General features: G+C 69.6%; 20 protein-coding genes. 13 read left to right on the top strand and 7 right to left on the bottom strand.

Going from position 1 to position 22,283, the window contains the following annotated elements; all coding sequences use genetic code 11:
* The first annotated feature begins 14 nt into the window (after positions 1-14).
* The 8 genes from VFE05_14410 (at position 15) to VFE05_14375 (ending at position 10,979) form a co-directional block, all read left to right on the top strand.
* Complete coding sequence (locus VFE05_14410; protein ID HET6231262.1) at positions 15-1,613, top strand: DNA/RNA non-specific endonuclease; 1,599 nt, start codon at positions 15-17, stop codon at positions 1,611-1,613.
* Positions 1,614-1,884: 271 nt separating this feature from the next.
* Positions 1,885-3,342, top strand: coding sequence for a CoA-acylating methylmalonate-semialdehyde dehydrogenase (locus VFE05_14405; GenBank protein ID HET6231261.1), 1,458 nt, complete (start codon positions 1,885-1,887; stop codon positions 3,340-3,342).
* An 83-nt stretch (positions 3,343-3,425) separates the two neighbouring features.
* A complete protein-coding gene (locus VFE05_14400; protein ID HET6231260.1) occupies positions 3,426-4,562 on the top strand; it encodes a tRNA-dihydrouridine synthase in 1,137 nt (378 codons plus the stop codon).
* A 92-nt stretch (positions 4,563-4,654) separates the two neighbouring features.
* Positions 4,655-6,022 carry an aspartate aminotransferase family protein gene (locus tag VFE05_14395; protein HET6231259.1) on the top strand — a complete coding sequence of 456 codons (1,368 nt, stop codon included), beginning with the start codon at positions 4,655-4,657 and terminating at the stop codon, positions 6,020-6,022.
* 424 nt (positions 6,023-6,446) lie between these two features.
* A complete protein-coding gene (gene hydA, locus VFE05_14390) occupies positions 6,447-7,865 on the top strand; it encodes a dihydropyrimidinase (protein HET6231258.1) in 1,419 nt (472 codons plus the stop codon).
* A gap of 28 nt (positions 7,866-7,893) precedes the next feature.
* Positions 7,894-9,384 (top strand): NCS1 family nucleobase:cation symporter-1, encoded by a 1,491-nt coding sequence (locus tag VFE05_14385; protein ID HET6231257.1) that lies wholly within the window; start codon positions 7,894-7,896, stop codon positions 9,382-9,384.
* Positions 9,385-9,474: 90 nt separating this feature from the next.
* A complete protein-coding gene (locus VFE05_14380; protein HET6231256.1) occupies positions 9,475-10,344 on the top strand; it encodes a nitrilase-related carbon-nitrogen hydrolase in 870 nt (289 codons plus the stop codon).
* A 311-nt stretch (positions 10,345-10,655) separates the two neighbouring features.
* On the top strand, positions 10,656-10,979 hold the full coding sequence (locus tag VFE05_14375; GenBank protein HET6231255.1) for a hypothetical protein: 324 nt from the start codon (positions 10,656-10,658) through the stop codon (positions 10,977-10,979).
* Between the two features lie 219 nt (positions 10,980-11,198).
* Here the strand turns inward: VFE05_14375 and VFE05_14370 are convergent, their stop codons facing one another.
* The 7 genes from VFE05_14370 to purE form a co-directional block, all read right to left on the bottom strand.
* Entirely contained in the window at positions 11,199-11,513 is a 315-nt protein-coding gene (locus tag VFE05_14370; GenBank protein ID HET6231254.1) for a hypothetical protein, read from the bottom strand.
* 136 nt (positions 11,514-11,649) lie between these two features.
* Complete coding sequence (locus VFE05_14365; GenBank protein ID HET6231253.1) at positions 11,650-12,717, bottom strand: LLM class flavin-dependent oxidoreductase; 1,068 nt, start codon at positions 12,715-12,717, stop codon at positions 11,650-11,652.
* A gap of 1 nt (position 12,718) precedes the next feature.
* Positions 12,719-13,165 carry a thioesterase family protein gene (locus VFE05_14360; protein HET6231252.1) on the bottom strand — a complete coding sequence of 149 codons (447 nt, stop codon included), beginning with the start codon at positions 13,163-13,165 and terminating at the stop codon, positions 12,719-12,721.
* A gap of 258 nt (positions 13,166-13,423) precedes the next feature.
* Complete coding sequence (locus VFE05_14355) at positions 13,424-14,959, bottom strand: NAD(P)-binding domain-containing protein (protein ID HET6231251.1); 1,536 nt, start codon at positions 14,957-14,959, stop codon at positions 13,424-13,426.
* Positions 14,960-15,351: 392 nt separating this feature from the next.
* A complete protein-coding gene (locus tag VFE05_14350; GenBank protein ID HET6231250.1) occupies positions 15,352-15,777 on the bottom strand; it encodes a hypothetical protein in 426 nt (141 codons plus the stop codon).
* Positions 15,778-16,251: 474 nt separating this feature from the next.
* Positions 16,252-17,403 carry a 5-(carboxyamino)imidazole ribonucleotide synthase gene (locus VFE05_14345; GenBank protein ID HET6231249.1) on the bottom strand — a complete coding sequence of 384 codons (1,152 nt, stop codon included), beginning with the start codon at positions 17,401-17,403 and terminating at the stop codon, positions 16,252-16,254.
* A gap of 2 nt (positions 17,404-17,405) precedes the next feature.
* Entirely contained in the window at positions 17,406-17,903 is a 498-nt protein-coding gene (purE, locus tag VFE05_14340; GenBank protein ID HET6231248.1) for a 5-(carboxyamino)imidazole ribonucleotide mutase, read from the bottom strand.
* 225 nt (positions 17,904-18,128) lie between these two features.
* Between purE and VFE05_14335 the strand changes: the two genes are divergently transcribed.
* The 5 genes from VFE05_14335 to VFE05_14315 all read left to right on the top strand — a co-directional run.
* On the top strand, positions 18,129-18,443 hold the full coding sequence (locus VFE05_14335) for a nucleotide pyrophosphohydrolase (GenBank protein ID HET6231247.1): 315 nt from the start codon (positions 18,129-18,131) through the stop codon (positions 18,441-18,443).
* Positions 18,444-18,664: 221 nt separating this feature from the next.
* Positions 18,665-19,315 (top strand): Vat family streptogramin A O-acetyltransferase, encoded by a 651-nt coding sequence (locus tag VFE05_14330; GenBank protein ID HET6231246.1) that lies wholly within the window; start codon positions 18,665-18,667, stop codon positions 19,313-19,315.
* A gap of 355 nt (positions 19,316-19,670) precedes the next feature.
* A complete protein-coding gene (locus tag VFE05_14325) occupies positions 19,671-19,958 on the top strand; it encodes a hypothetical protein (GenBank protein ID HET6231245.1) in 288 nt (95 codons plus the stop codon).
* 302 nt (positions 19,959-20,260) lie between these two features.
* Entirely contained in the window at positions 20,261-21,613 is a 1,353-nt protein-coding gene (locus tag VFE05_14320) for a sigma-54 dependent transcriptional regulator (protein HET6231244.1), read from the top strand.
* 120 nt (positions 21,614-21,733) lie between these two features.
* The coding region (locus tag VFE05_14315) for a hypothetical protein (GenBank protein ID HET6231243.1) at positions 21,734-22,283 on the top strand (550 nt) is incomplete at its 3' end.

Here is a 22,283-nt window from a genome sequence, read left to right as displayed (position 1 = left end):
AGCGCCGATCGCCCGTGTCCGTGCCTGCCGTGGGCGCGATTCCATCTCCCGAACACGCTTCCGTCCTGCGGCGGGCGGTGGCGGGGCAGCTTTCCCCCCGCGACGTGCTGCACCTTCAGCGGACGGCGGGAAACGCCGCGGTGGCGCGCATGCTCTCGGCGCGCCGGGCACCCAACGGTTCCGTGTTGCAGCGCGAGGTGCTGGAGCACGAAGACGAGAACGTCTCGGTCACGTACCGCCACCCGATGGACCCGGTGGGCCAGGCCGTGACGGTCCCCGCCAAGCGGCCCACGCGGGTCCGGGGCCGGATCGAGGACAACAAGCGCGGCGCCACGCCCAACCCGCTGGTGCTCACCAGCCTCCACAAGAGCTACGCCAAGGTACGCAAGCTCCCCGGCTCCGCCCGCACGGTGGACGACGAGATCATGTACAGCGGCACGTACGACCGCGGCCACATGATGGCGGCGGAGATGGGCGGCGCGGACGAGGAGTGGAACATCGTCCCGCAGTGGAGCCTCAACCAGCAGTCCGGCCCCTGGCGCGTGCTGGAGAGGCTGGCGGGAGCGATGAAGAAGAAAAAGAAGGTGGACGAGGTGGAGGTGACCGCGCACTACCGCGCCGACGCGGGCACCTGGCGCCGGGTGGGCGTGCCCAAGACGATGACCTACCGCCTACTCAAGAACGGCAAGCCGGTGGGCACCGACGGCCACTGGGACAACGCACCGGACGAGTACGACCTGGTCGTGACCTCGGAGGTGGATGCGGCACTGGAGCAGAAGATCCTCATCCAGGAGTTCGTGACGGCCAACGGCGGCACCGCCACCGCGGCGGCGATCGTCGCCGCCGTCCTGGGCGGCTTCACGGGCGTGCAGAACGATCACCTGGAGTACCGCAACGCCAACAAGCGCGGGAAGACCGCGGCGAAGAAGATCTCCGGGCCCAAGACGAAGGAGCGGCTGCTGAACCTGATCAAGGAGATGCTGATCCAGGGCGCGCTCGACGGGCCCGCGGTCGTGAACACGAAGACCTCCAAGACGGACATAGAGGCGATGAAGGGCATCACCTTGGGGGTGCTGAGCTTCGTTGAAGACCCCGACAGCGACGAGGACGAGGAGGACGCGGACGACGGCGAGTTCGAGGCGCAGCTCAGCGACGACGACCGCGACGACGTGGTGGTGGAGATGCAGGGAGTGACGACCTCCACCTCATCGTCCGTCGCCGTGCAGCAGCCGGTGGTCCAGCAGCCGGTATTCCAGCCGCCCCAGGTGCAGCAGCCGGTCGTGCAGGTGCCGACGGCCTGGCGGAAATACCGGTTCAACGGCAGCTACTTCTACTCGCCGAACACGGGGCTCGGCGGGTCGGAGCACGGGGAGATCCGCAACGCGGTGGTGACGGCCACGGGCAAGGTGCACCAGGGCTACTTCGCGGCGCAAGTGGTGCAGGGCGAGGCGGTATGGGGAGTGTCGTTCTGGAACCCCCACGGCACGAAGGTGAACGTGGCCGGGCAGGAGATCTGGCTTCCAGTGGACGGATGGCAGAACTGGATGGAGGAGGTGGGTGTCGTTCTCCACACCTGGGGCGGCGTCACCCCCTTCAACCCCTCCGGGTACTGAGCGGGCGGCACTTTCCGATCGTCGTCACGTTCGTGCAACGATCTGCCGCCCGGCGCGTATCGAGCGCATCGAACGAACGTTTGTAAGCGCTCGCCGAAGTGCGTGGGCAAGACGGGGTTGACACGCTCCGGCCGGGCTGGTAGCCTAGCAGGAAGCCCGTTACAGGGCCCGGCCGATCCCTCATCCGCCGGACTCCACCAGACTCCACATTCCGCGACCGAACGCAGGGCCCGCTCCGGGTCCGGCGCGCAGCCGCATCGCCCGCTCATCCATGAAATATCCCGACGTCCGCAACTTCCTCGACGGCCGCTTCGTCGACACCCAGGACCTGCGCCACCTGGACGTGTTCAACCCGGCCGAGGGGCAGGTCATCTCCCGCGTGCCACTGTCGTCGCAGGAAGAGGTGGACCAGGCGGTGAAGTCTGCCCAGCGCGCGTTTCCCGGCTGGTCGGCCACGCCCATCAAGGAGCGGGCGCAGATCTTCTACCGCTACCGCAACCTGCTGGAGCAGAACCTGGACGAGCTGACGGCGCTGGTGCAGGAGGAGAACGGCAAGGTGTGGGGCGAGGCGCAGGCTGAGGTCCTCAAGTCGATGGAGCTGACGGAGTTCGCCTGTTCGCTGCCGCAGATGATGGCGGGCGAGGTCATGGAGGTGAGCAAGGGGGTGGAGTGCCGCACCGACCGGCACCCGGTGGGCGTGGTCGCGTCGATCACGCCCTTCAACTTTCCCAACATGGTGCCCAACTGGAGCATGCCGAACGCCCTGATGCTGGGCAACTGCATGATCCTCAAGCCCAGCGAGCTGGTCCCCCTCAGCGCCGGCCGCATCGCGGACCTGCTGCGCGAGGCGGGGCTGCCCGAGGGCGTCTTCAACGTGGTGCACGGAGGGCGCGAGACGGTGGAGGCCATCTGCGACCATCCCGGGATCTCCGCCGTCTCCTTCGTCGGCTCCACGGCGGTGGCGAAGATCGTCTACCGCCGCGCGACGGCCACGCTCAAGCGCGCGCTGTGCCTGGGCGGCGCGAAGAACCACCTGATCGTGCTGCCGGACGCGGACGTGGAGATGACGGCCAGCAACGTGGTCGCCTCCATGTCCGGCTGCGCGGGCCAGCGCTGCATGGCCGCCTCGGTCATGGTGGGCGTCTCGGACGTGGACCGCGTCGTCCAGCGTCTCGTGGAGGTCGTGCGCGACGTGGTGCCGGGCAAGACGCTCGGCCCGGTCATCTCCGCCCAGGCGAAGGAGCGGATCGAGCGCTACATCGCGGAGGCCGAGGCGGCGGGGGCGAAGGTGCTCGTCGATGGCCGGAACACCGTCGTGGAAGGCCAGGAGGGCGGGTTCTACGTGGGGCCGACCATCATCGACCACGTGACGCCGGAGATGAAGATCGCGCAGGAGGAGGTGTTCGGGCCGGTGCTCGCCATCGTCCGCACGCCCGACGTGGACGCGGCGATCCGCGTGGAGAACGCGTCGCCGTACGGCAACGCGGCGTCGGTCTACACCGAGAGCGGCGGCATGGCGCGCTACGTCATGGACCGCGCGAGCGCGGGCATGGTGGGCGTGAACGTGGGCGTGCCGGTGCCGCGTGAGCCCTTCTCGTTCGGCGGCTGGAACGACAGCAAGTTCGGCGTGGGCGACATCACCGGGCGCGGCTCCATCGAGTTCTGGACGCAGAGCAAGAAGATGACAACCAAGTGGAACCGCGAGGCGGGCGTCAACTGGATGTCGTAGGGCCTGATCGAGTGCTGTAGAATCCGCACCGCCCGGCATCTCGCGAGATGCGCGGCGGACGTGCCGAACCCTTGGAGGGCGAGATGAGCGCAGACACTTCGGTCGACTTCACCGGCATCCACTTCCCCAATCCGTTCCTCCTCTCGTCGGCGCCGCCGACGGAGAGCGAGGCCAACATCCTGCGCGCCTTCGAGTACGGATGGGGCGGGGTGGTGGCGAAGACCATCGGCCTGCACCCGGTGGTGAACGTCTACGGCGCGAAGACCAAGTTCATGCGCACCGAGGCGGCGACCAACCGCGTGTCGATGAAGAAGATGCCCGGCGCGGCGCTACATTCGTCGTGGAACTGGGAGCTGATCAGCGACAAGGCGCTGGACTGGTGGCTGCCGCGCATCCGCAACATCAAGGCGCAGTATCCCGACCGCGTGCTCATCGCCTCCATCATGGCCGGCTCGGGCAGCGACGCGGAGATGCGCAACTGGCAGCTCCTCGCGGAAGGATGCCAGGACGCCGGGGCGGACGGGCTGGAGCTGAACTTCTCCTGCCCGCACATGGACCGGAAGGACATGGGCGCCAACCTGGGCAAGGACCAGGAGCTCGTCTCGTCCACCGCGGCCGCCGTCAAGGAGGTCGCGAAGATCCCCGTTTGGTGCAAGCTCACCCCGGCGACGGCGGACATCGTGGTCGAGGCCGGCGCCTGCTTCCGCAGCGGGGCCGACGCGGTGGTCTCGTCGAACACCTTCCCCTCGCTGCCGCTCATCGACCCGAACTCCCTGGAGTTCGAGATCAACGTGGACGGCCTGGTCTCCAGCGGCGGTTTGGGCGGCCCGGCGATCCTCCCGATGTCGCTCGCGAACATGGCGAAGATGACGCAGGCGTTCCCGGACAAGGCGTTCTCGGCCATCGGCGGCGTGAGCGACTTCACGCAGGCGCTCAGCTACTTCCTCCTCGGCGCGGGCACCGTGCAGGTGTGCACGGCGGCCATGCTGGACAGCGCGGTGGGCCCGAACGTGATCCGCAACCTGGTCAGCGGGCTCAGCGAGTTCCTGGAGCGTAACGCGGACAAGGGATGGAAGACGGTGGAGGACTTCCGAGGGCTGCGGCGCGACCGCGTGGTGCGCCAGTCGCAGATCCGCCGCCCCGCGGCCGACGAGTACCACGGCGGCTACGAGGCCGAGGGCTACGCCCCCGCTGCGGCCGAGGTGACGGCGGCGGTCTGACGCCCCGGCAGGACCTTCATCCATCGATGGACATCGCCGGGAGACGGCGTTCCCGCATCTCCCGGCGTGCCTTTCTCTTCTGCGAGCGCGCCATGACCGACCTGCTGACCGAGCCCACCGTGCAGATGCCTGCGAGCGACCACCGCCCGCGCCCGTACACTGGCCCCTCGCGCGCCGAGGTGCTGGCCATGCGCCGCGAGTACGTGAACCCTGCGGTCTTCACCCTGTACCGCGACCCAATCATGATCGTGGAGGGCCACATGCAGTGGCTCTTCGACGAGACGGGCAAGCGCTACCTGGACATGTTCGCCGGCATCGTCACGGTCTCGTGCGGCCACTGCCATCCCAAAGTCGTGGGCGCGGTGAAGCGGCAGACGGAGACGCTGCAGCACGCCACGACCATCTACCTGCACCCGCACCTTCCGCAGTTCGCCAAGAAGCTCGCGTCCAAGATGCCTGACGGGCTGAACGTGACCTACTTCGTGAACAGCGGCAGCGAGGCGAACGACCTGGCGATCATGATGGCACGCCTGTACACCGGCAACCACGACGTGATCGCCCTGCGCAACGCCTACCACGGTGCGTCGCCGTCCACGATGCAGCTCACGTCGCACTCCACGTGGAAGTACCCGGGCGTGCGGCCGGACGGCATCCACCACGCCGTCAATCCGGACCCGTTCCGCAGCCCGTTCACGGGCACGCCGGAAGAGGTGGCGACGCGGACGGTGGACGACATCCGCGACCTCGTCCGCTACTCCACGCCGGGTAAGATCGCCGCGTTCATCGCCGAGCCCATCCAGGGTGTGGGCGGCGCGACGACGTCGGCGCCCAACTTCTTCCGCGAGGCGTACGGGGCCGTGCGCGCGGCGGGCGGCCTGTGTATCGCGGACGAGGTGCAGACGGGCTTCGGGCGGACGGGCGAGCACTACTGGGGATTCCAGAACTGGGACGTGGTGCCGGACATCGTCACGATGGCGAAGGGCATCGGCAACGGCATCCCGCTCGCGGCCGTGACCACCACGCGCGAGATCGCGGAGACGCTGAGCCAGCGCGTGCACTTCAACACGTACGGCGGCAACGCGGTGAGCATGGCGGCGGGCATGGCCGTGCTGGACGTGATCGACGAGGACGGCCTGCAGGAAAACTCCCGCGTGGTGGGCGGGCGGCTCAAGGCGGGGCTGGAGGCGCTGATGCACAAGTACCGGCTGATCGGCGACGTGCGCGGCATGGGGCTGATGCTGGGGATGGAGCTCGTCCGCGACCGCGGCACCCGCGAGCCGGCCAAGCAGGAGACGCTGGAGCTGCTGGAGCTGTGCCGCGAGATGGGCGTGCTGATCGGCAAGGGCGGGCTGGACGGCAACGTCGTCCGCATCAAGCCCCCCATGTGCATCACCGCCGAGGACGCCGACTTCGCGATCGACGTGATCGACCGCGCCCTCACGAAGATCGAGCAGGGGTGAGATGCGGTTCGGGAGATGAGGGGCATCCGAGGAGTCTTGGATGCGTCTCTTCCCGCTCTCGTCGACGCCGTCGCGACGAATCGCCGGGCGTATAAAACGCCCGGCTATGAACTGCGATGGTCCTGCGGACCGGCATCTTCGTGGCTCAAGCGGTGGAGCGCGTCGCAGGCATCGAAGCTCCGATGCTTCGGCAACTGCGGGGGAGCTGGGGTGGATGTGGAGCCTCGTCCGCAGGACGACCGCAGTTCCAAGCCGGTGGTTTCATACCACCGGCGGACCATCGGCGGCCTGATCGTTTCGGCTTAAGCGAACTCTGCCTCTCGATGGCACCCGATTCGGCGCGTCTACCGAGTGGCTTCGGCGTTCGGCCGATCCGCATCTTCCCATCTAACGACGTGACCCTTCTCCGGAAGCGAACTGCGCGATGAGACTCGACAAGGTGGTGCGTGGCGGGACCGTGGTGACGCCGGCGGGCACGTTCGTGGGCGACGTGGGCATCGCGGGCGAGAAGATCGTGGCGCTCGGCGAGGCGCTGGACGCGGGCGATGCGCAGGTGATCGACGCCGCGGGGCACTACGTGATTCCCGGCGTGCTGGACGTGCACGTGCACCTGGAGCTGCCCTTCTGCGGCACCACGTCGAGCGACGACTACCGCAGCGGGACGCGGGCCGGGGCGCGCGGCGGCGTGACCACGCTGATCGACTTCGCGATCCCGTACGCGGGCGACTCGCTGGCCGACGCGGCGGACGCGTGGATGAAGAAGGCGGAAGGGAAGGCGCTGATCGACTACACCTTCCACATCTGCATCACGCGCTGGGACGAGCACAAGGACCAGATCGAGGGCATGGTGGAGCGGGGCTTCACCACCTTCAAGGAGTTCATGATCTACGAGTCCGAGGGCTGGCAGTCCGACGATCGCGCCATGTTCGGCACGCTGGAGAAGATGCGCGACCTGGGCGCCATGCTGCTCGTGCACGCCGAGTCGTCGCGCGTGCTGGACGAGCTGATCGCGCGCCACCACACGCCGGAGCTGATGAAGGAGCACGGCGCAGCGCTGCACCGCATCACCCGCCCCAACTTCATCGAGGCCGAGGCGATCCAGCGCGCGGTCGCGTGGAGCGAGGTCACCGGCGGCCAGCTCTACATCGTGCACATGAGCACGGCGGAGGGGACGGAGATCATCCAGGCCGCGCAGGCCCGCGGCGTCCCGGTGATCGCGGAGACGTGCGTGCAGTACCTGGTGCTGGACGACTCCGTGTTCGACCGCGAGGACGGGCATCTCTTCGCCTGCTGCCCGCAGCTCAAGAAGCCGGCGGACAGCGAGCGGCTGTGGAAGGGCATCAAGGACGGCACCGTCACCGCCATCTCCACCGACACCTGCACGTTCACGCGCGAGCAGAAGGCGATGTGGGAGGGCGACTGGACCAAGATCCCCATGGGGATGCCGGGCCTGGAGACGCTGCTGCCGCTCACCTACACGCACGGCGTGAAGGCGGGGCGCATCACCATCGAGCAGATGTGCGACAAGCTCTCCACCGGCCCGGCGAAGGCGATGGGGCTTTTCCCGCGCAAGGGCGGCATCACGGTGGGCGCGGACGCGGACCTTGCCATCATCCACCCGGACCGCACGCACACCGTCGACCCGGCCGAGCTGGAGACGAATGCGGACTGGTCGCCGTTCGAGGGCTGGGACCTGGCCGGCTTCGCGCGGACCACGCTCTCGCGCGGCGACGTGATCGTGGACGACTACCGCGTGGTGGGGCAGGAGGGCCGCGGCAAGTGGCTCCCGCGCACCACGGCGGGCCTGCAGGCTACCAAGCGCGAGCCGGCCCGCGCCGGCTGACCCCTTCCCGCACCCCACCGAGCCCCGCATGAGCGTGATCTCACCCGGCGCGGTCGCCGCGCCGAGCGAATTCGTAGAGACGCACGAGGACCTGTCCGGCAGCAAGCTGTGGAACGAGGACCTGGCGCCCACGCCGCTCTCCCGGCGCACGTGGAGCACCTACAACATCGCGGCGATGTGGATCGGCATGTCGGTGGTCATCACCACCTACACGCTGGCGTCGGGGCTGATGGAGGAGGGGATGACGTGGTGGCAGGCGATGCTCACTATCCTCCTGGGCAACTGCGTCGTCCTCGTGCCCATGATCCTGAACGCGCACGCCGGGACGAAGTACGGCATCAGCTTCCCGGTGATGTGCCGCGCCGCGTTCGGCACGGTCGGCGCGAACGTGCCGGCGATGCTCAGGGCCGTCGTCGCGTGCGGATGGTTCGGCATCCAGACGTGGATCGGCGCGCTGGCGCTGGACTCGCTGATGGCGGCGGCGTGGCCGGGCTGGCAGTCGCTGGCGGCAGGCAAGGCGATCGCGTTCGCGGCGTTCTGGCTGCTGGAGGTGGCGATCATCGCCCGCGGCGTGGAGGGCATCAAGCACCTGGGCAGCCTCGCGGCGCCCGTGCTGATGACGGGCGCGACGGCCATCCTGATCTGGGCCGTGATCCACGGCGGCGGGCTGGGCCACATCCTCAACGAGAGCCAGCGGCTGCAGAAGGGGCACGGCGACTTCTGGGCGCTGTTCCCCGCAGCGCTCACGGCGAACGTGGGCTACTGGGCCACGCTCAGCCTCAACATCCCGGACTTCACGCGCTACGCGAAGAGCCAGCGCTCGCAGGCGCTGGGGCAGGCGATGGGCCTGCCGACCACGATGACGGCGTTCGCCTTCATCGGCGTGGCGGTGACGAGCGCGACCATCGTCATGTACGGGCACGCCATCTGGGATCCCATCGAGGTCGTCGCCCGCATCGGCTCGAAGGCGGTGATCATCGCGGGGGCGCTGGTGGTGCTGGCGGCACAGCTGCACACCAACATGGCGGCCAACGTCGTCAGCCCCGCGAACGACTTCTCCAACCTGAGCCCGCGCCGCATCAGCTACGTCACGGGCGGGCTGATCACCGCCGTGATCGGCATCCTGATGATGCCGTGGAAGCTGTACTCGGATGCGTCGGCGTACATCTTCACCTGGCTGATCGGCTACTCCAGCCTGATGGGCGCGCTGGGCGGCATCCTCATCGCCGACTACTGGGTGCTGCGCAAGCAGAAGCTGGACCTGGCCGACCTGTTCCGCGAGAACGGCCGCTACAGCTACCGCGGCGGCTGGAACCCGCGGGCGATGGTGGCGCTCGTCGTGGCCATCCTTCCCGTCGTGCCCGGCTTCATCCGCGCGGCCATGACGCCCGGCGGCCGCGTGGCCAATCCCAACTTCTTCGACCACCTGTACACGTACGCCTGGTTCGTGACCTTCATCATCAGCTTCGTGCTGTACCTGGCGCTCATGCGCGGCCGGCGCGACGCCCAGCCCGCGTAGCGTCTTCGGTCCGACGACTCAGATGCGGGCACGACGCCGCGCATCTCCCCCGATCCACACCCACGCCCTGTGCTGCGAAGGAGCCGGTCCATGCCCCGTGTTGTGAAGTGCGGCCTGATCCAGGCCACGAACGCCTGCTCCACCGACCTGCCGGTCGATCAGATCCGCGAAGCCAACCTCGCCAAGCACGTGGAGCTTCTGGAAGAGGCCGGGCGCCAGGGTGTGCAGATCATCTGCATGCAGGAGATCTTCACCGGCCCGTACTTCTGCGCCGAGCAGTCCACCAAGTGGTACGACGCGACCGAGCGCATCCCCGAAGGCCCAACCACGAAGCTGATGCAGGAGATCGCCGCCAAGCACCGGATGGTGATCGTGGTGCCGATCTACGAGGAGGAGACGACGGGCGTCTACTACAACACCGCCGCGGTGATCGACGCGGACGGCTCGTACCTGGGCAAGTACCGGAAGAACCACATCCCGCACTGCGCGCCCGGCTTCTGGGAGAAGTTCTACTTCAAGCCCGGCAACATGGGCTACCCGGTGTTCAAGACGGCGTATGCGGACATCGGCGTGTACATCTGCTACGACCGGCACTTCCCCGAGGGCGCGCGGGCGCTGGGCCTGAACGGGGCGGAGATCGTGTTCAACCCGTCCGCCACGGTCGCCGGCCTCTCGGAGTACCTGTGGAAGCTGGAGCAGCCGGCGCACGCGGTGGCGAACGCGTACTTCGTGGGCGCCATCAACCGGGTGGGCACCGAGGCGCCGTGGAACATCGGCGAGTTCTACGGCCAGAGCTACTTCTGCAGCCCGCGCGGGCAGATGCTGGCGGTGGGCTCGCGCGACCAGACGGAGCTCATCGTAGCGGACCTGGACCTGGACCAGATCCGCGAGGTGCGCAACACCTGGCAGTTCTTCCGCGACCGTCGCCCGGAGACGTACGAGGATCTGGTGGAGCTGTAAGACCGCCGATTCGGTAGATGCGATGCACGCAGGGGCCGGGAGACCGGCCCCTGCGTCGTAGTGATCGCTTCCGTTCCCACGCTGCGGACGGAGCCCTCGTCGGACGTCGTTGGTGTGCGCCGCCCGATCAGCTTCTACGCGAACGCAGGCGCCGAAGCCATCGCCCGCGCCGTTGTCCGCGGCCGATCGGCGCAGCGCCGGCAGCTTCCGGCCGCGAGGCGGGGGTGAACGGGGCTGGTGCGCCATGTTATATTGGTTGCAGACTACACGGCACGGCGGAGGCCCTCCGCCATTCCTAATGGAGGTTGCACTTGGTTGAGATCGATCTTGCCGCCGAGATGGCGGCTGCTCGTCAGCGCCGCGAAACGAAGACCGCCGCCGCCCTGCGCGATTCGCGCGTACTGGCCCTGCGCGCCGCGCTGAGCCCCGGCGCGAGCCGCATCGAGATCGAGGAGCGCGCCCGCAGTTTCTACCCGCGCCTCAGCCCCGAGCTGCTGGAAGAGGCGACGTCGATCCTGTGGAACATGCAGCGCGGCTCTTCCCCCGCCGCCGTTCCGACCGACGATCTGCCGCTCGAGGAGCTGGAGATCGACCCGGAGCTGGCCGCCGAGGCCGAGCCCGAAGTCGAGGAGTAGCCGGACGAAGCGGCCCCGTCACGCACCACGCGCGACGGGGCCGCTTTCGCTCGCATCGACGGACGGCAGCCCTGCCGGCCGGCAGCGCATCTCCCGATCCTCACCGCATTCCGTACCGCTCCACCTCGTCAAAATCGAGGCGGGCTTCGTAGTGTCCGCTCGCCGCGCATCTCCCGAACGGATCGACGCGATCCGGTCTGCCGGACCCCGGAGCGAGGGTCAGTCGGCGCTTTCTTCGGCGTTCTCGCCCAGCTCCACGATGTCGCCATTCTTGAAAAGCACGCCCTTGGCGATCTTGCGCCACACGGGCTTGTGGCGGAGCAGCCATTCCAGGTCCATGGAGAAGTGCTTGAACTCTTCCTTCTGCGAGTTCTCCATGATGGCACGCGCGGTCTCGTCCTTCTCCAGCGAGATGCGCTGCTCATACCAGTCGATCGCCTCGGCTTCCTCGATGAGGCCCAGGATCATGCGGGCGAAGGTGCGGGTCTCCTGCGACAGCTCCTCGGGCGGCTCGTGGTACTGGTCGAATCCCATTCGGCTCCTCGCCTGTCGTTGATGCTCGGGTGTGATGATGTGCGATGCGCCTCGCTCGCGGCCGTCCACTCAGCAAATCTCAGCCCGCGGGGCGGACGCGAATCACATCTCCCGGAAGCCGTCCCACGCCCGACGCTCAGTCGCTGGATGGCGGATCGGGCGATGGCGGGTCGCTCGCCGTCTCGCGGCGGACGACGGGGGCGACTTCGGTGCCGAGAAGCTCGATGGCGCGCATGACCTGCGCGTGCGGCATGACGCCCACGGTGAGCTGCGCGAGGAAGCGGTCGTGGCGGAAGATCTCGTGCTGGAAGAGGATCTTGTCGATCACTTCCTGCACGCTACCCACCACGAGCGCGCCCCGCAGCGCCCGGCCCGCGTCGAACTGCGCGCGCGTGGTCGGCGGCCACCCGCGCTCCCGCCCAATGCGCGTCATCACCGCCGCGTACGGTGGGAAGAACGTGTCGGCCGCGCCTTGCGACGAATCGCCGACGAACGCGTGCGAGTTGATGCCGACGCGCAGCTTCGACGCGTCATGCCCCGCCCGGCGGCCGGCCTCACGGTACATCTCGATGAGCCCCGCGAACCGCTCCGGCTGCCCGCCGATGATGGCGAGAGCCAGCGGCAGGCCCAGCGTTCCGGCGCGGACCACGCTCTGCGGCGTGCCGCCCACGGCAAGCCACACCGGGATGGGCTCCTGCACCGGGCGAGGGTAGACACCCAGGTCGTCGATCACCGCCCGGTGCTCGCCGGACCACGTCACGCGCTCGCTCTCCCGCAGCTTCAGCAGCAGGTCCAGCTTCTCCGCGAACAGCTCGTCATAGTCGCCCAGGTCGTAGCCGAAGAGCGGGAACGACTCCACGAACGAGCCGCGGCCCGCCATGATCTCCGCGCGCCCGCCGGAGAGCAGATCCACCGTGGAGAAGTCCTGGAAGACGCGCACGGGATCGTCGGAGCTGAGCACGGTCACCGCGCTGGTCAGGCGGATGCGCTTCGTGCGCGCCGCCGCGGCGCCGAGCACCACGGCGGGCGCGGAGACGGCGTAGTCCGCCCGGTGGTGCTCGCCCACACCGAACACGTCCAGGCCGACCTGGTCCGCCAGCTCGATCTCTTCCAGCAGCTCCTTCAGCCGTTGCGCGGGCGCGTCCACCGCGTCCCCGCGCACACCCGGCGTGACCTCCGCGAAAGTGTAGACGCCGATCTCCATCTCAGCCACCCGCAGGCGTTCGATCCGCCGCGTCGCCGTCCGTGGCGCGGACAAGCGCTCCGAACTTCGCGCGCAGGTCGTCGGGGATGGGCATGCTCGCGCGGGTCCGTGTGTCGAACATCGCGGAGGTGACGACGGCGTCGCACACCGTTCGCCCTTCCGCATCCACCACCTCCTGCGCGATGCGGAACGAGCTCCGGCCCATGCTGGCCAGCCAGGTGCGCACGGTGAGCCGCTGGCCCATCGTGGCTTCCCGGCGGTAGTTGATGTTCACGTTGACGATGACCGTGCCCACGCCGCCGCGCCCGAACGAGTCGATGGGCACGCCCGCCGCCTTCACCCATTCGAAGCGCCCCCACTCCAGGTATTCCAGGTACTTGGCGTTGTTCACGTGCCCCAGCGCATCCAGCTCCGTGGACCGCACCTCGATCTCCATCTCGTCGACCATCCGCCGTCTTCCTCGTGTTGATGTCATCCCTCGCCGCACATCGGCGGTGATGCCCGTAGCGCGTCCCGTGCCGCCGCGCATCCTCCGCATCCCGTCTTCACGGTAGATGATGCGCGTGCGGCGAACGGCAGGGCAGGGCAGAGCCTTCATCGCGCGATGCGCATCTCCCGTCGTCGCATGGAAGGCGCAGGCGCGGCGAGGCCCCGCATCTTACGCGAGATGCGGGGCCTCTGCCACCAGCGGCACGGACGGGGTGTGCTACATGGCGGACGCGGTGTCGGTGGTGCGCGCGGGGATGCCGCGCGGTGCGGGCGCGGGAGCCACGCGCTTGAGGTCCAGCTCCGCCTTGAGGTCCTTGTACAGCGACGGGTCCACCGGCAGCAGGAACTCGCGCACCGGGTTGAGCGGCGCGCGGCGGGTGCGGGCGCCCATGTCGGCCAGCAGGTCGTTGATGTAGTGGAAGTTGAAGGGGATGAGGCACGTGCCGCTGGCGGTGCCCCGCGGCCGCTCGGTGTGCAGCCACTCCAGCCGCTCCCGCACCTCGCGCAGCATGCGGTCGCGCGCGGGGAGCTTCAGGTCGCCGCGGAAATGCTCCGCCAGCCACCGCGCCCCGATCTCGGACGTGAGCTGCGAGTAGAGGCTGCTGTTGTAGCCCACGAAGCCCAGGATGGGCACGTCCGGGTGCACCAGGTTGCGGTAGAGGTGGAAGACGCCCGCGTCGTCCACAATACGGGCGCGCACGTCCGCTGGCAGGAACGGCACCTCCTGCCGGAAGCCGGTGCCGAAGACCACCACGTCCGCCTCCACCGTCTCGCCCGTGTCCAGCTCCACCGCGCCGGGCCGCGCCTCGCGAACGGTGCCGCGCACGGGGCGGATGCGGCCCTCGTGCACCATGGGGAAGAAGCCGTCGGTCTCCAGGCTCAGCGTGCAGCCCACGAACTGCTCCACGGGGTCGCCCGGGCGCATTCCGCAGCGGTCCAGCCCCTGGGTGGCGCGCAGCATGGCCTCCACGCCGCGCCAGAAGGCCCAGACGAGCGGGCGCCCCACGGTGTGGAGCACGCGCTCGCCGCCCCGAAGCGTCCGGTAGCGGAAGAGCGACTCGGCCGAGCGCGTGGTGAGCACGTAGCGCAGCGGCACCATGCCGAACCACTTCTTCGGCATCTTCCACCCCGCGCGCCGGAACACCATCGTCGTCCGCGCGCCCAGGTTCGCCGCGGCGGCCGCCACGTCGGTCGCGGACTTGGCGGAGCCGACGACGACGACGCGCTTGCCCCGCAGCGCCTCGCCGTCGCCGACCTGGCTGGTGTGGAGCACCGTGCCGCCGGCCGCGCGGAACTCGTCCAGCCCGGGCGTGCGGGGGATGAACGGCGCGTTGAAGACCCCGTTCGCCACCACGACGTAGTCCACGTGGTGCGCCTCGCGCCGCCCGCCGGCGCCATCGACCGGAGAGGTGCGCATCACCCAGCCGTCGCCCTCGGCGCGCACCTCGTCCACCCGCGTTCCGAAGCGGACGCACGGCGTGACGCCGTACCGGTCCGCGTACGCGGCCAGGTACGCCTGCACCTGCGCGCCCGTGGGGAACTCCGGGTACGAGCGCGGCATGGCGAAGTCCGAGAACGCGTAGGTGTCGCGCGGGTTCTGCGTCGCCATGCCGGGGTAGCGCCGCGACCGCGCCCAGACGCCCCCCACCTCGCTTTCCGTCTCGAAGACGGCCACCTCGTATCCTTCCTCCAGGAACGTCTTGGCCGTCACCAGCCCGCTGATGCCCGCCCCGATGATGCCGATGCGCCGCATGGCTCGCTCTCCGCTCGGACGTAGCCGGCCCGGAGCGCGCCCGTGCGGCCCCGGACGGAGGCGCCGAACCGCCGCCTCCCATCTGTAAGACGTACGAACGCCCCGAAAAGTTGACGGAATCGGCCGCCGGGTTTCAACGAAGTCCCGCCGCGTCCGCCCGGCGATCTCCACCCGATCCCGCATCTCCCGTCAGGGCAGGGAGATGCGCCTCATCCGTCACGACCGGCTGTCGATCATCCCTCCAGCGTGTGCTGCTAACCCGACGGGCATACTGGAGATACGGAACGCCGGAGGTCGATGCGGTGCGGCGGAAAAGACGAAGGCCCCGCATCGGCTTGGCGATGCGGGGCCTTCTGGCGCTTCGGACGAGATCAGGTTCCGATCGCGGCTCCTCAGTCCGGGAAGGTGACCGACGATGCGAGGTCGGCGGTGGGACGGCCGCCGCCCATCAGGTCGATGATGGCTTCCATCTCGGTGCCCATGCGGGTCAGCCGGTCCAGCACCACGCGCGAGTAGCCGTAGTCGAAGTACAGCGCCACCGCCTCCTCGTGGCCCGGGTGGTACTCGACCACCTTGGCGTCCAGGCGGTTGAGCAGCAGCCGGCAGATGGTGGAGACGGCTTCCTGCACGTGGCGCTGGTCGTCCAGCGTCTCGATGCTCATGTCGCCGATGAGCCGCGGGAGTAGTCGCTCCGCCTCGGCAAGGTCCTCGGGCGAGGCGTGGAAGCCGTCGGACGAGTGGCCCGCCTCGGCCATCATCATCAGCTCGACGGCTGCCGCCAGCGCGCGAAGCTCTTCGAAGTTGCAGTGAAGAATCACGGGTCCTCCTTGGCAGAGTCTGCCACCACGAATAGCAAGGGGTGGGCCATGCATGGCCCATGTCGCTGAGTCGCGCTCTCCCAGTCACTTACGCAGGAGCTGCGCGGTTTGTTCCAGCTGCGCGAAGCGGAAAAGGTGGCGTTCTGCACGGGCCGGTGGGGTCCGGCGTCCCCCTCGTAGGCCAGGGGGTGTGCGGCTGGTGGAACGGGGTGTCCGGCGCGGTCGTCTTCGGGGTGTCGATCTACATTCGCGCCGCCGGGTGGGAAACGCAAGGGGCGCGATCCGCCGCTTTCGCGCCACACCCGCATCGACCCCGATGGGAAGCGGGATGCCTCGCATCTTCCGCATCCCTCCCAACGCGATCGGACGGACCGGCGGGGCCGGTTTCCCCGCGGGGCGCGGCGGGAGAGGTGAGGTGCGCGGCGGCTGGCGCGCGTAGGCCGGCGGATGTGGCAGCGTCGCGGCAGGCGAGGCTCAGCGGCCTCCGCGAATGAGCTGGCGGGCGCGGCGCGCGCGGGCGAGCGCCTCGGCGGCGTCGGCGCCCAGGGCGGTGAGGTGCCCCATCTTGCGGCCGGGGCGCGCCTCGGGCTTGCCGTACAGGTGCAGCGCGACCTCGGGCACGCCCAGCGCTTCGACGACGCGCGGGTCGCCCAGGCCGGTGCCGCCGTCCTCGCCCAGCAGGTTCACCATCGCCGCGGGGCGCAGCAGCTCGGTGGAGCCCAGCGGCAGGCCGCAGACGGCGCGCAGCTGCTGCTCGAACTGCGAGACGGCGCAGGCTTCCCAGGTGTAGTGCCCGGAGTTGTGCGGCCGCGGCGCCATCTCGTTCACCAGCAGCCGGTCGTCGCCGTCGACGAACATCTCCACGGCGAGCAGGCCGGCCACGTCCAGCTCCTCGGCCAGCGCCTCGGCGATGCGGCGGGCCTCGCGCGCCAGCTCGGGCGCGATGGGCGCGGGGACCACGCACGTGTCCAGGATGCCGTTGCGGTGCAGGTTCTCGGCGACGGGGAAGGATGCGATCTGCCCGGCGGGCGTGCGGGCGCAGACGACGGAGACTTCCATGCGGAAGGGCACGAAGCCCTCCAGGATCAGCTTGCGGCCGGGGGCGGCGAGGGCGGCAAAGGCGGCGTCGGCCTGGTCGGGCGTGCGGATGACCGCCTGGCCCTTGCCGTCGTAGCCGCCGCGCGCGGTCTTGAGCACGGCGGGTGTGCCCACGTCCGCCAGGGCGCGGTCCAGGTCCTCGCGGGTGACCACGGCGCGGTACGGCGCGGTGGCGATGCCCAGGCGGCGCACGGCGTCCTTCTCGTTCACGCGGTGCTGGCAGACCTGAAGGACGTGCGGGCCCGGGCGCACGGGCACGATCTCTTCCAGCTCGCGCAGCGTGCCCACGTCGGCGTTCTCCCACTCCAGCGTGACCACGTCGGAGCGGCGGGCTAGCTCGTGCGCGGCGTCGTGGTCGTCCAGCGGCGCGCGGAGCTGCTCGTCGGCGACCTGCGCGGCGGGGGAGTCCGGCGACGGGTCGAGCACGAGGGTGCGGTAGCCCATCCGCCGCGCCTCCATGGCGAGCATGCGGCCCAGCTGCCCGCCGCCCACCACGCCCACGGTGGAGCCGGGAAGGATGGTGCGCATCCTCATCCGCCCACCGGGGCCGGCGCCGGCTGGAGCGCTTCTTCGGCCATGCGCGCGGCGTGGTCGTGCAGCTTCGCGCGCACGGCTTCGTCTCGCGTGCCCAGGATGCGGGCGGCGAGCAGGCCTGCGTTGGCAGCGCCCGCCTTGCCGATGGCGACGGTGGCGACGGGCACGCCGCGCGGCATCTGCACGATGGAGAGCAGCGAGTCGATGCCGTTGAGCGTGGACGAGAGCACGGGAACGCCGATCACCGGCAGCACCGTCTTCGCGGCCGTCATCCCCGGCAGGTGCGCCGCGCCGCCCGCCCCCGCGATGATCACCTCCAGCCCGCGCCCTTCGGCGGCGGCGGCGTACTCGAACATCCGGTCGGGCGTGCGGTGCGCGGAGACGACCTCCATCTCGTACGCGATCCCCAGCTCGTCCAGGACGCGGGCGGCCTCATCCATCGTCTCCCGGTCCGACCGGCTGCCCATGATGATGCCCACGCGTGGCTGGCTCAACGCTCCGTCCCGGTGCGAGGTCTCGGCGTGAGCACGGAAGCGATGTTTCCGCGATGCGCCTGGCAAGCTCACCTGAAAAATCTCGATACTCGATATACTCGTGATAGTCGGGATGAAGTTAGATGCGCCGATGCCGGGGGGCAACGCGCGTCCTTGTCGCGGCTCGGGGCGGCGGGATAGCTTCCGGCCATCACGAATCCCACGGGCTCCGAACCGCGCGGTGCGATGCAGATCAGCGAGATACAGAAGCAGGTGGATGCGTACATCGGCCAGTTCAAGGAAGGCTACTTCCCGCCGCTGGTGAACCTGGCACGCCTCACCGAGGAGGTGGGCGAGCTGGCGCGCGAGCTGAACCACCGGTACGGGCCCAAGAAGAAGAAGGCCGACGAGCCCGACGGCGACGTGGCGCTGGAGCTGGCCGACGTCCTCTTCGTCGTGATCGTCCTTGCGAACCAGATGGAGATCGACCTGGAAGAAGCCGTTCGCCGCACGCTCACCAAGTACGAGGTCCGCGACGCCGAGCGCTGGGAACGGAAGTAGCTGCATCTGTTCGGCGGGGGATGCTCGTCAGGTAGCTGGTCATGCATCGGTGTCGCCCGCGCCGAACAGCCGCGGCAACCTCGGCGCGAAGCCGCCGTTCGTCGGCTGCTGCTCCGGCATTCGGACTCGGAGTAGCGGTGTGATGCGGCGGCTGGTCCGCGGACACGGCGCGCGAGGCGTGGAGCATCCCTCATCTTCTCCATCTTCTTCACCAGTTCCCTATGAGTACCACGAACGGGCCGAGTCCGGCCGAGCCGCACCCGATGGCGGGGTTTCCGCAGGTCTGCTACATCCGCAACACGGTCAAGAACCCGCAGATCTTCGTCGGGGAGTACACGTACTACGACGATCCCGAGAACTCGGAGGATTTCGAGCGGAACGTGCTGTACCTCTTCCCGTTCATCGGCGACCGGCTGGTGATCGGGAAGTTCTGCGCGATCGCCACGGGCGTGCGGTTCATCATGAACGGCGCAAACCACAAGATGAGCGGCTTCAGCACCTATCCGTTCAACATCTTCGGCGGCGGGTGGGAGCGCGTGGCGCCACGGATGGACGAGCTGCCGAACAAGGGCGACACCATCGTAGGCAACGACGTGTGGCTGGGCTACGAGGCGATGGTGATGCCCGGGGTGCGCATCGGCGATGGAGCCATCGTCGCCGCCTGGTCGGTCGTGACGGCGGACGTGGAGCCGTACACCATCGTGGGCGGCAACCCCGCGAAGCCGCTCCGCCGCCGCTTCGGCGACGACGTGGTCGCCGCGCTGCTGGAGATCGCCTGGTGGAACTGGGACGTGGAGAAGATCACACGAAACCTGGAATCCATCGCCGGCGCCGACATCGGCGCTCTCCGCCGGGCAGCGACGGACGGCTGAGCCGCAAGGCCGAACGCCGCCGCTCCTCCCCGGCAGGCGTCGGAACCGGGAAGTCGCGCGGCGGCGGATCGATCCGTGACGCGGAGGGCGGGATGCGCTCGCAACGCCGTACGCGCAGGCTACTCATCGCGCGTGAAGATGGCGGTGTGGTTCCGGGCTGTTTCCCGTCATCAATTGGGCGTACGATCTTGCGGATGCGCTGCCGGGGTGCTTCTTTGGGGACACCGCGCGGCGCGAACGGTGCGGGTGTGCTGACCATCGCGCATCCGGCCTCTCCAGGACCATCGAGAGGGAAACACTATCGCGCCGCTCAGACCAACGCCGCCGCCGCGGCTCATCCTCCAGGAGGCCCGACATGAAGCACGGCAAGCTCCGGCTGGACATCGAGCATCTCACCGTCGATTCGTTCGCCACTTCGGCGGACGCGAAGGATCGCCTGGGCACGGTGCACGGCCACTACGCGGTTCCGCCCGCCGAGCCCGCGAGCGACTACTTCGGGGTGTGCGACACCTACAATGCGTCGTGCCACGGGTCGTGCCAGACCTGCGCCGATTCGTGCTACGCGACGTGCGCGGCCACCTGCTACTCGTGCAACTACACCTGCCAGCTCTCGTGCCACAGCAAGTGCTACGAGCCGGCCTGAGGCGGATGCGCAGGTGGTGAGCGCCCGTGCACGCCGAAGTGCGTGAGCGAGGGGGAGCCCGGGCCGGCTCCCCCTCGCCGTCTTGCCCCGCCGCGGCCCGCAAGCCACCGCGCCGTCTCGCGCCTTCGACGGACTGCGTGGCCGACGCCCGGCCGGCAGATGCGCAAAGGGTTGTTTGCTTCCGGCGGGGCGCGTAGGTTAGAGGTGTTCCCATTCGGGTACATCTCCAGGCCACACGCAGCACGGGAGCGGACCGTCCGCCCCGCAGGTCGTTCCGGCAGATTCCGCCCACACTCCCCGGCATGAACCCCACCGTCTTCATCATCGACGACGACCCGGACCAGGTCGCCCTCGTCACGGCACAGATCGAGAGGACGCGCCGGTTCGCCACCAAGAGCTTCTCGCGCGCCGAGGCGGCGCTCGAGGCGCTGCTCTCGGACCCGCCGGACGCGGTGGTGTGCGACCTGGTGATGCCGGGGATGGACGGCATCGAGTTCACGCGGCGCGTGCGAGAGGTGCACAAGACGCTGCCCATCATCATCGCCACGGCGCGCGGCACCGAGGGCGACGCGGAGCGCGCGCTGCGGGCGGGGGCCACGGACTTCGTGGCCAAGCCCATCGAGCCGCGCTCGCTCATCACCCGCATCTCGCGCTCGGTCGAGGACGTGCCGGCGCGCGAGATCCTGACCAGCGCGGTGCGCGCCAAGTTCGACCCGCACGGCATCATCGGCCACCACCCGCTCATCACCGAGGTGCGCGAGTTCGTGGACAACGTGGCGTCGGTGCCGCACGTGTCGGCGCTGCTGCTGGGCGAGAGCGGCACGGGCAAGAACATGGTGGCCCGCGCCATCCACGCGGCGAGCCTGGCGGCCAGCTACCGCTTCGTGGAGATCAACTGCGCGGCGCTGCCGGCCAACCTGCTGGAAGGCGAGCTGTTCGGCTACGAGAAGGGCTCGTTCACCGACGCGAAGCAGGCCAAGAAGGGCCTGGTGGAGGTCGCGGACAACGGCACGCTCTTCCTGGACGAGATCGGGTCGATGCCGCTGGAGCTGCAGGCCAAGCTGCTCACCTTCCTGGAGGGCCGCAGCTTCCGGCGCATCGGCAGCACGCGGGAGATGTCGGTGAACCTGCGCGTGGTGGCCGCGACCAACGTGGACATCCAGGCCGAGGTGGCGCGCGGCGCCTTCCGCGAGGACCTGTACTACCGCCTGAACGTGGCGAGCCAGGTGCTGCCGCCGCTGCGCGCCATCCGCTCCGACATCCCCGCCATCGCCGACCACTTCCTGAAGCGCGCCTCGGAATACTTCGCCAAGCCGCTGCCCGCCATTGACGCGGCGGGCATGGAGCGGCTGCAGAAGTACGACTGGCCGGGCAACGCGCGCGAGCTGCGCAACATCATCGAGCGGTCGATGATCTTCAGCAAAGGCCCCGTCGTGCGCATCGCCGAGCTCCAGTCGGCCGCGGCGCCGCCGCCGGCCGACGGGCTGCACGTGCCGCGCGGGCTCACGCTGGACGAGGTGGAGCGGCTGTACATCGACTCCACGCTGCGCGAGCTGGGCGGCAACGTGACCGCCGCCGCGCGCCAGCTCGGCATCTCCCGCAAGGTGCTCTGGCAGCGCCGCAAGCGCCACGGCCTCTCGGACGAAGTGGCCTGACCATCCCCGCCCGCGGCGCCGCTTCCGCCGCCGCGCCGCCCTCCCGCACCGCATCTCCCCGCCGCACCCCGTGACGCTCTCCGTCCTCACCCTCCGTCCTTCCAGCCGGAGCGCCGCGCTTTGACGCTGCGCCGCCCTTCCGGCGCGGTCGCGCGCGTGACCGCGTGCGTGTGCGTGGCGGCGCTCGTGCTCGCGGGCGTGGCCGTGGCGGGCCTGCGCTCGCTGCGCGGCCTGCACGAGCGCGCGGCCGTGGCCGAGCGGCGCCTGTACGCCTCCGCGCTCGAGCTGGGAGATGCGCACGCCCGCACCTTCGCGGTGGAGGCGGACCTGCGCGCGCTCAGCGCCCCCGGGGGCGAGTCGGCCGCGCCCGACGCGGCGCGGCGCGTGGGAGACAACCTGGCGGCGCTGCGCCAGGACCTGGACCGCTACGACGCCCGCCGCGCGAGCGACGACGTGGTGGAGGGCGGCCAGGGCACCCACGCGGCCGAAGCGACGGCGCTGGCCCTCGCCCGCACGGGGGTGGCGGCGCTGGACACGGTGGCGCGCGGGGTTCTCGCCGGCCGGCCGGCGACGTCTGCGGCCATCGGGTCCGCCTCGGGCGCGGCGGCGGCCCCGGTGGCGCGGCTCACGGACCTGAACCGCTTCCGCGGCGATCTGGCGCTCGCCGGGC

This window comes from Longimicrobiaceae bacterium, assembly GCA_035696245.1.
Taxonomy (GTDB): Bacteria; Gemmatimonadota; Gemmatimonadetes; order Longimicrobiales; family Longimicrobiaceae; genus DASRQW01.
The sequence above is the reverse complement of the archived record's forward strand: the minus strand, read 5'-3'. Positions and strand labels throughout refer to the sequence as shown.

Bases quoted from the DNA above. Each gene is read 5' to 3' on its own strand.
- VFE05_14365 (HET6231253.1), bottom strand. From the start codon at position 12,717: ATGGAGATCGGCGTCTACACTTTCGCGGAGGTCACGCCGGGTGTGCGC.
- VFE05_14370 (HET6231254.1), bottom strand. From the start codon at position 11,513: ATGGGATTCGACCAGTACCACGAGCCGCCCGAGGAGCTGTCGCAGGAG.
- VFE05_14345 (HET6231249.1), bottom strand. From the start codon at position 17,403: ATGCGCACCATCCTTCCCGGCTCCACCGTGGGCGTGGTGGGCGGCGGG.
- VFE05_14325 (HET6231245.1), top strand. From the start codon at position 19,671: ATGAAGCACGGCAAGCTCCGGCTGGACATCGAGCATCTCACCGTCGAT.
- VFE05_14360 (HET6231252.1), bottom strand. From the start codon at position 13,165: ATGGTCGACGAGATGGAGATCGAGGTGCGGTCCACGGAGCTGGATGCG.
- VFE05_14335 (HET6231247.1), top strand. From the start codon at position 18,129: ATGCAGATCAGCGAGATACAGAAGCAGGTGGATGCGTACATCGGCCAG.
- VFE05_14380 (HET6231256.1), top strand. From the start codon at position 9,475: ATGCCCCGTGTTGTGAAGTGCGGCCTGATCCAGGCCACGAACGCCTGC.
- VFE05_14400 (HET6231260.1), top strand. From the start codon at position 3,426: ATGAGCGCAGACACTTCGGTCGACTTCACCGGCATCCACTTCCCCAAT.
- VFE05_14395 (HET6231259.1), top strand. From the start codon at position 4,655: ATGACCGACCTGCTGACCGAGCCCACCGTGCAGATGCCTGCGAGCGAC.
- hydA (HET6231258.1), top strand. From the start codon at position 6,447: ATGAGACTCGACAAGGTGGTGCGTGGCGGGACCGTGGTGACGCCGGCG.
- VFE05_14320 (HET6231244.1), top strand. From the start codon at position 20,261: ATGAACCCCACCGTCTTCATCATCGACGACGACCCGGACCAGGTCGCC.
- VFE05_14405 (HET6231261.1), top strand. From the start codon at position 1,885: ATGAAATATCCCGACGTCCGCAACTTCCTCGACGGCCGCTTCGTCGAC.
- VFE05_14330 (HET6231246.1), top strand. From the start codon at position 18,665: ATGAGTACCACGAACGGGCCGAGTCCGGCCGAGCCGCACCCGATGGCG.
- VFE05_14385 (HET6231257.1), top strand. From the start codon at position 7,894: ATGAGCGTGATCTCACCCGGCGCGGTCGCCGCGCCGAGCGAATTCGTA.
- VFE05_14355 (HET6231251.1), bottom strand. From the start codon at position 14,959: ATGCGGCGCATCGGCATCATCGGGGCGGGCATCAGCGGGCTGGTGACG.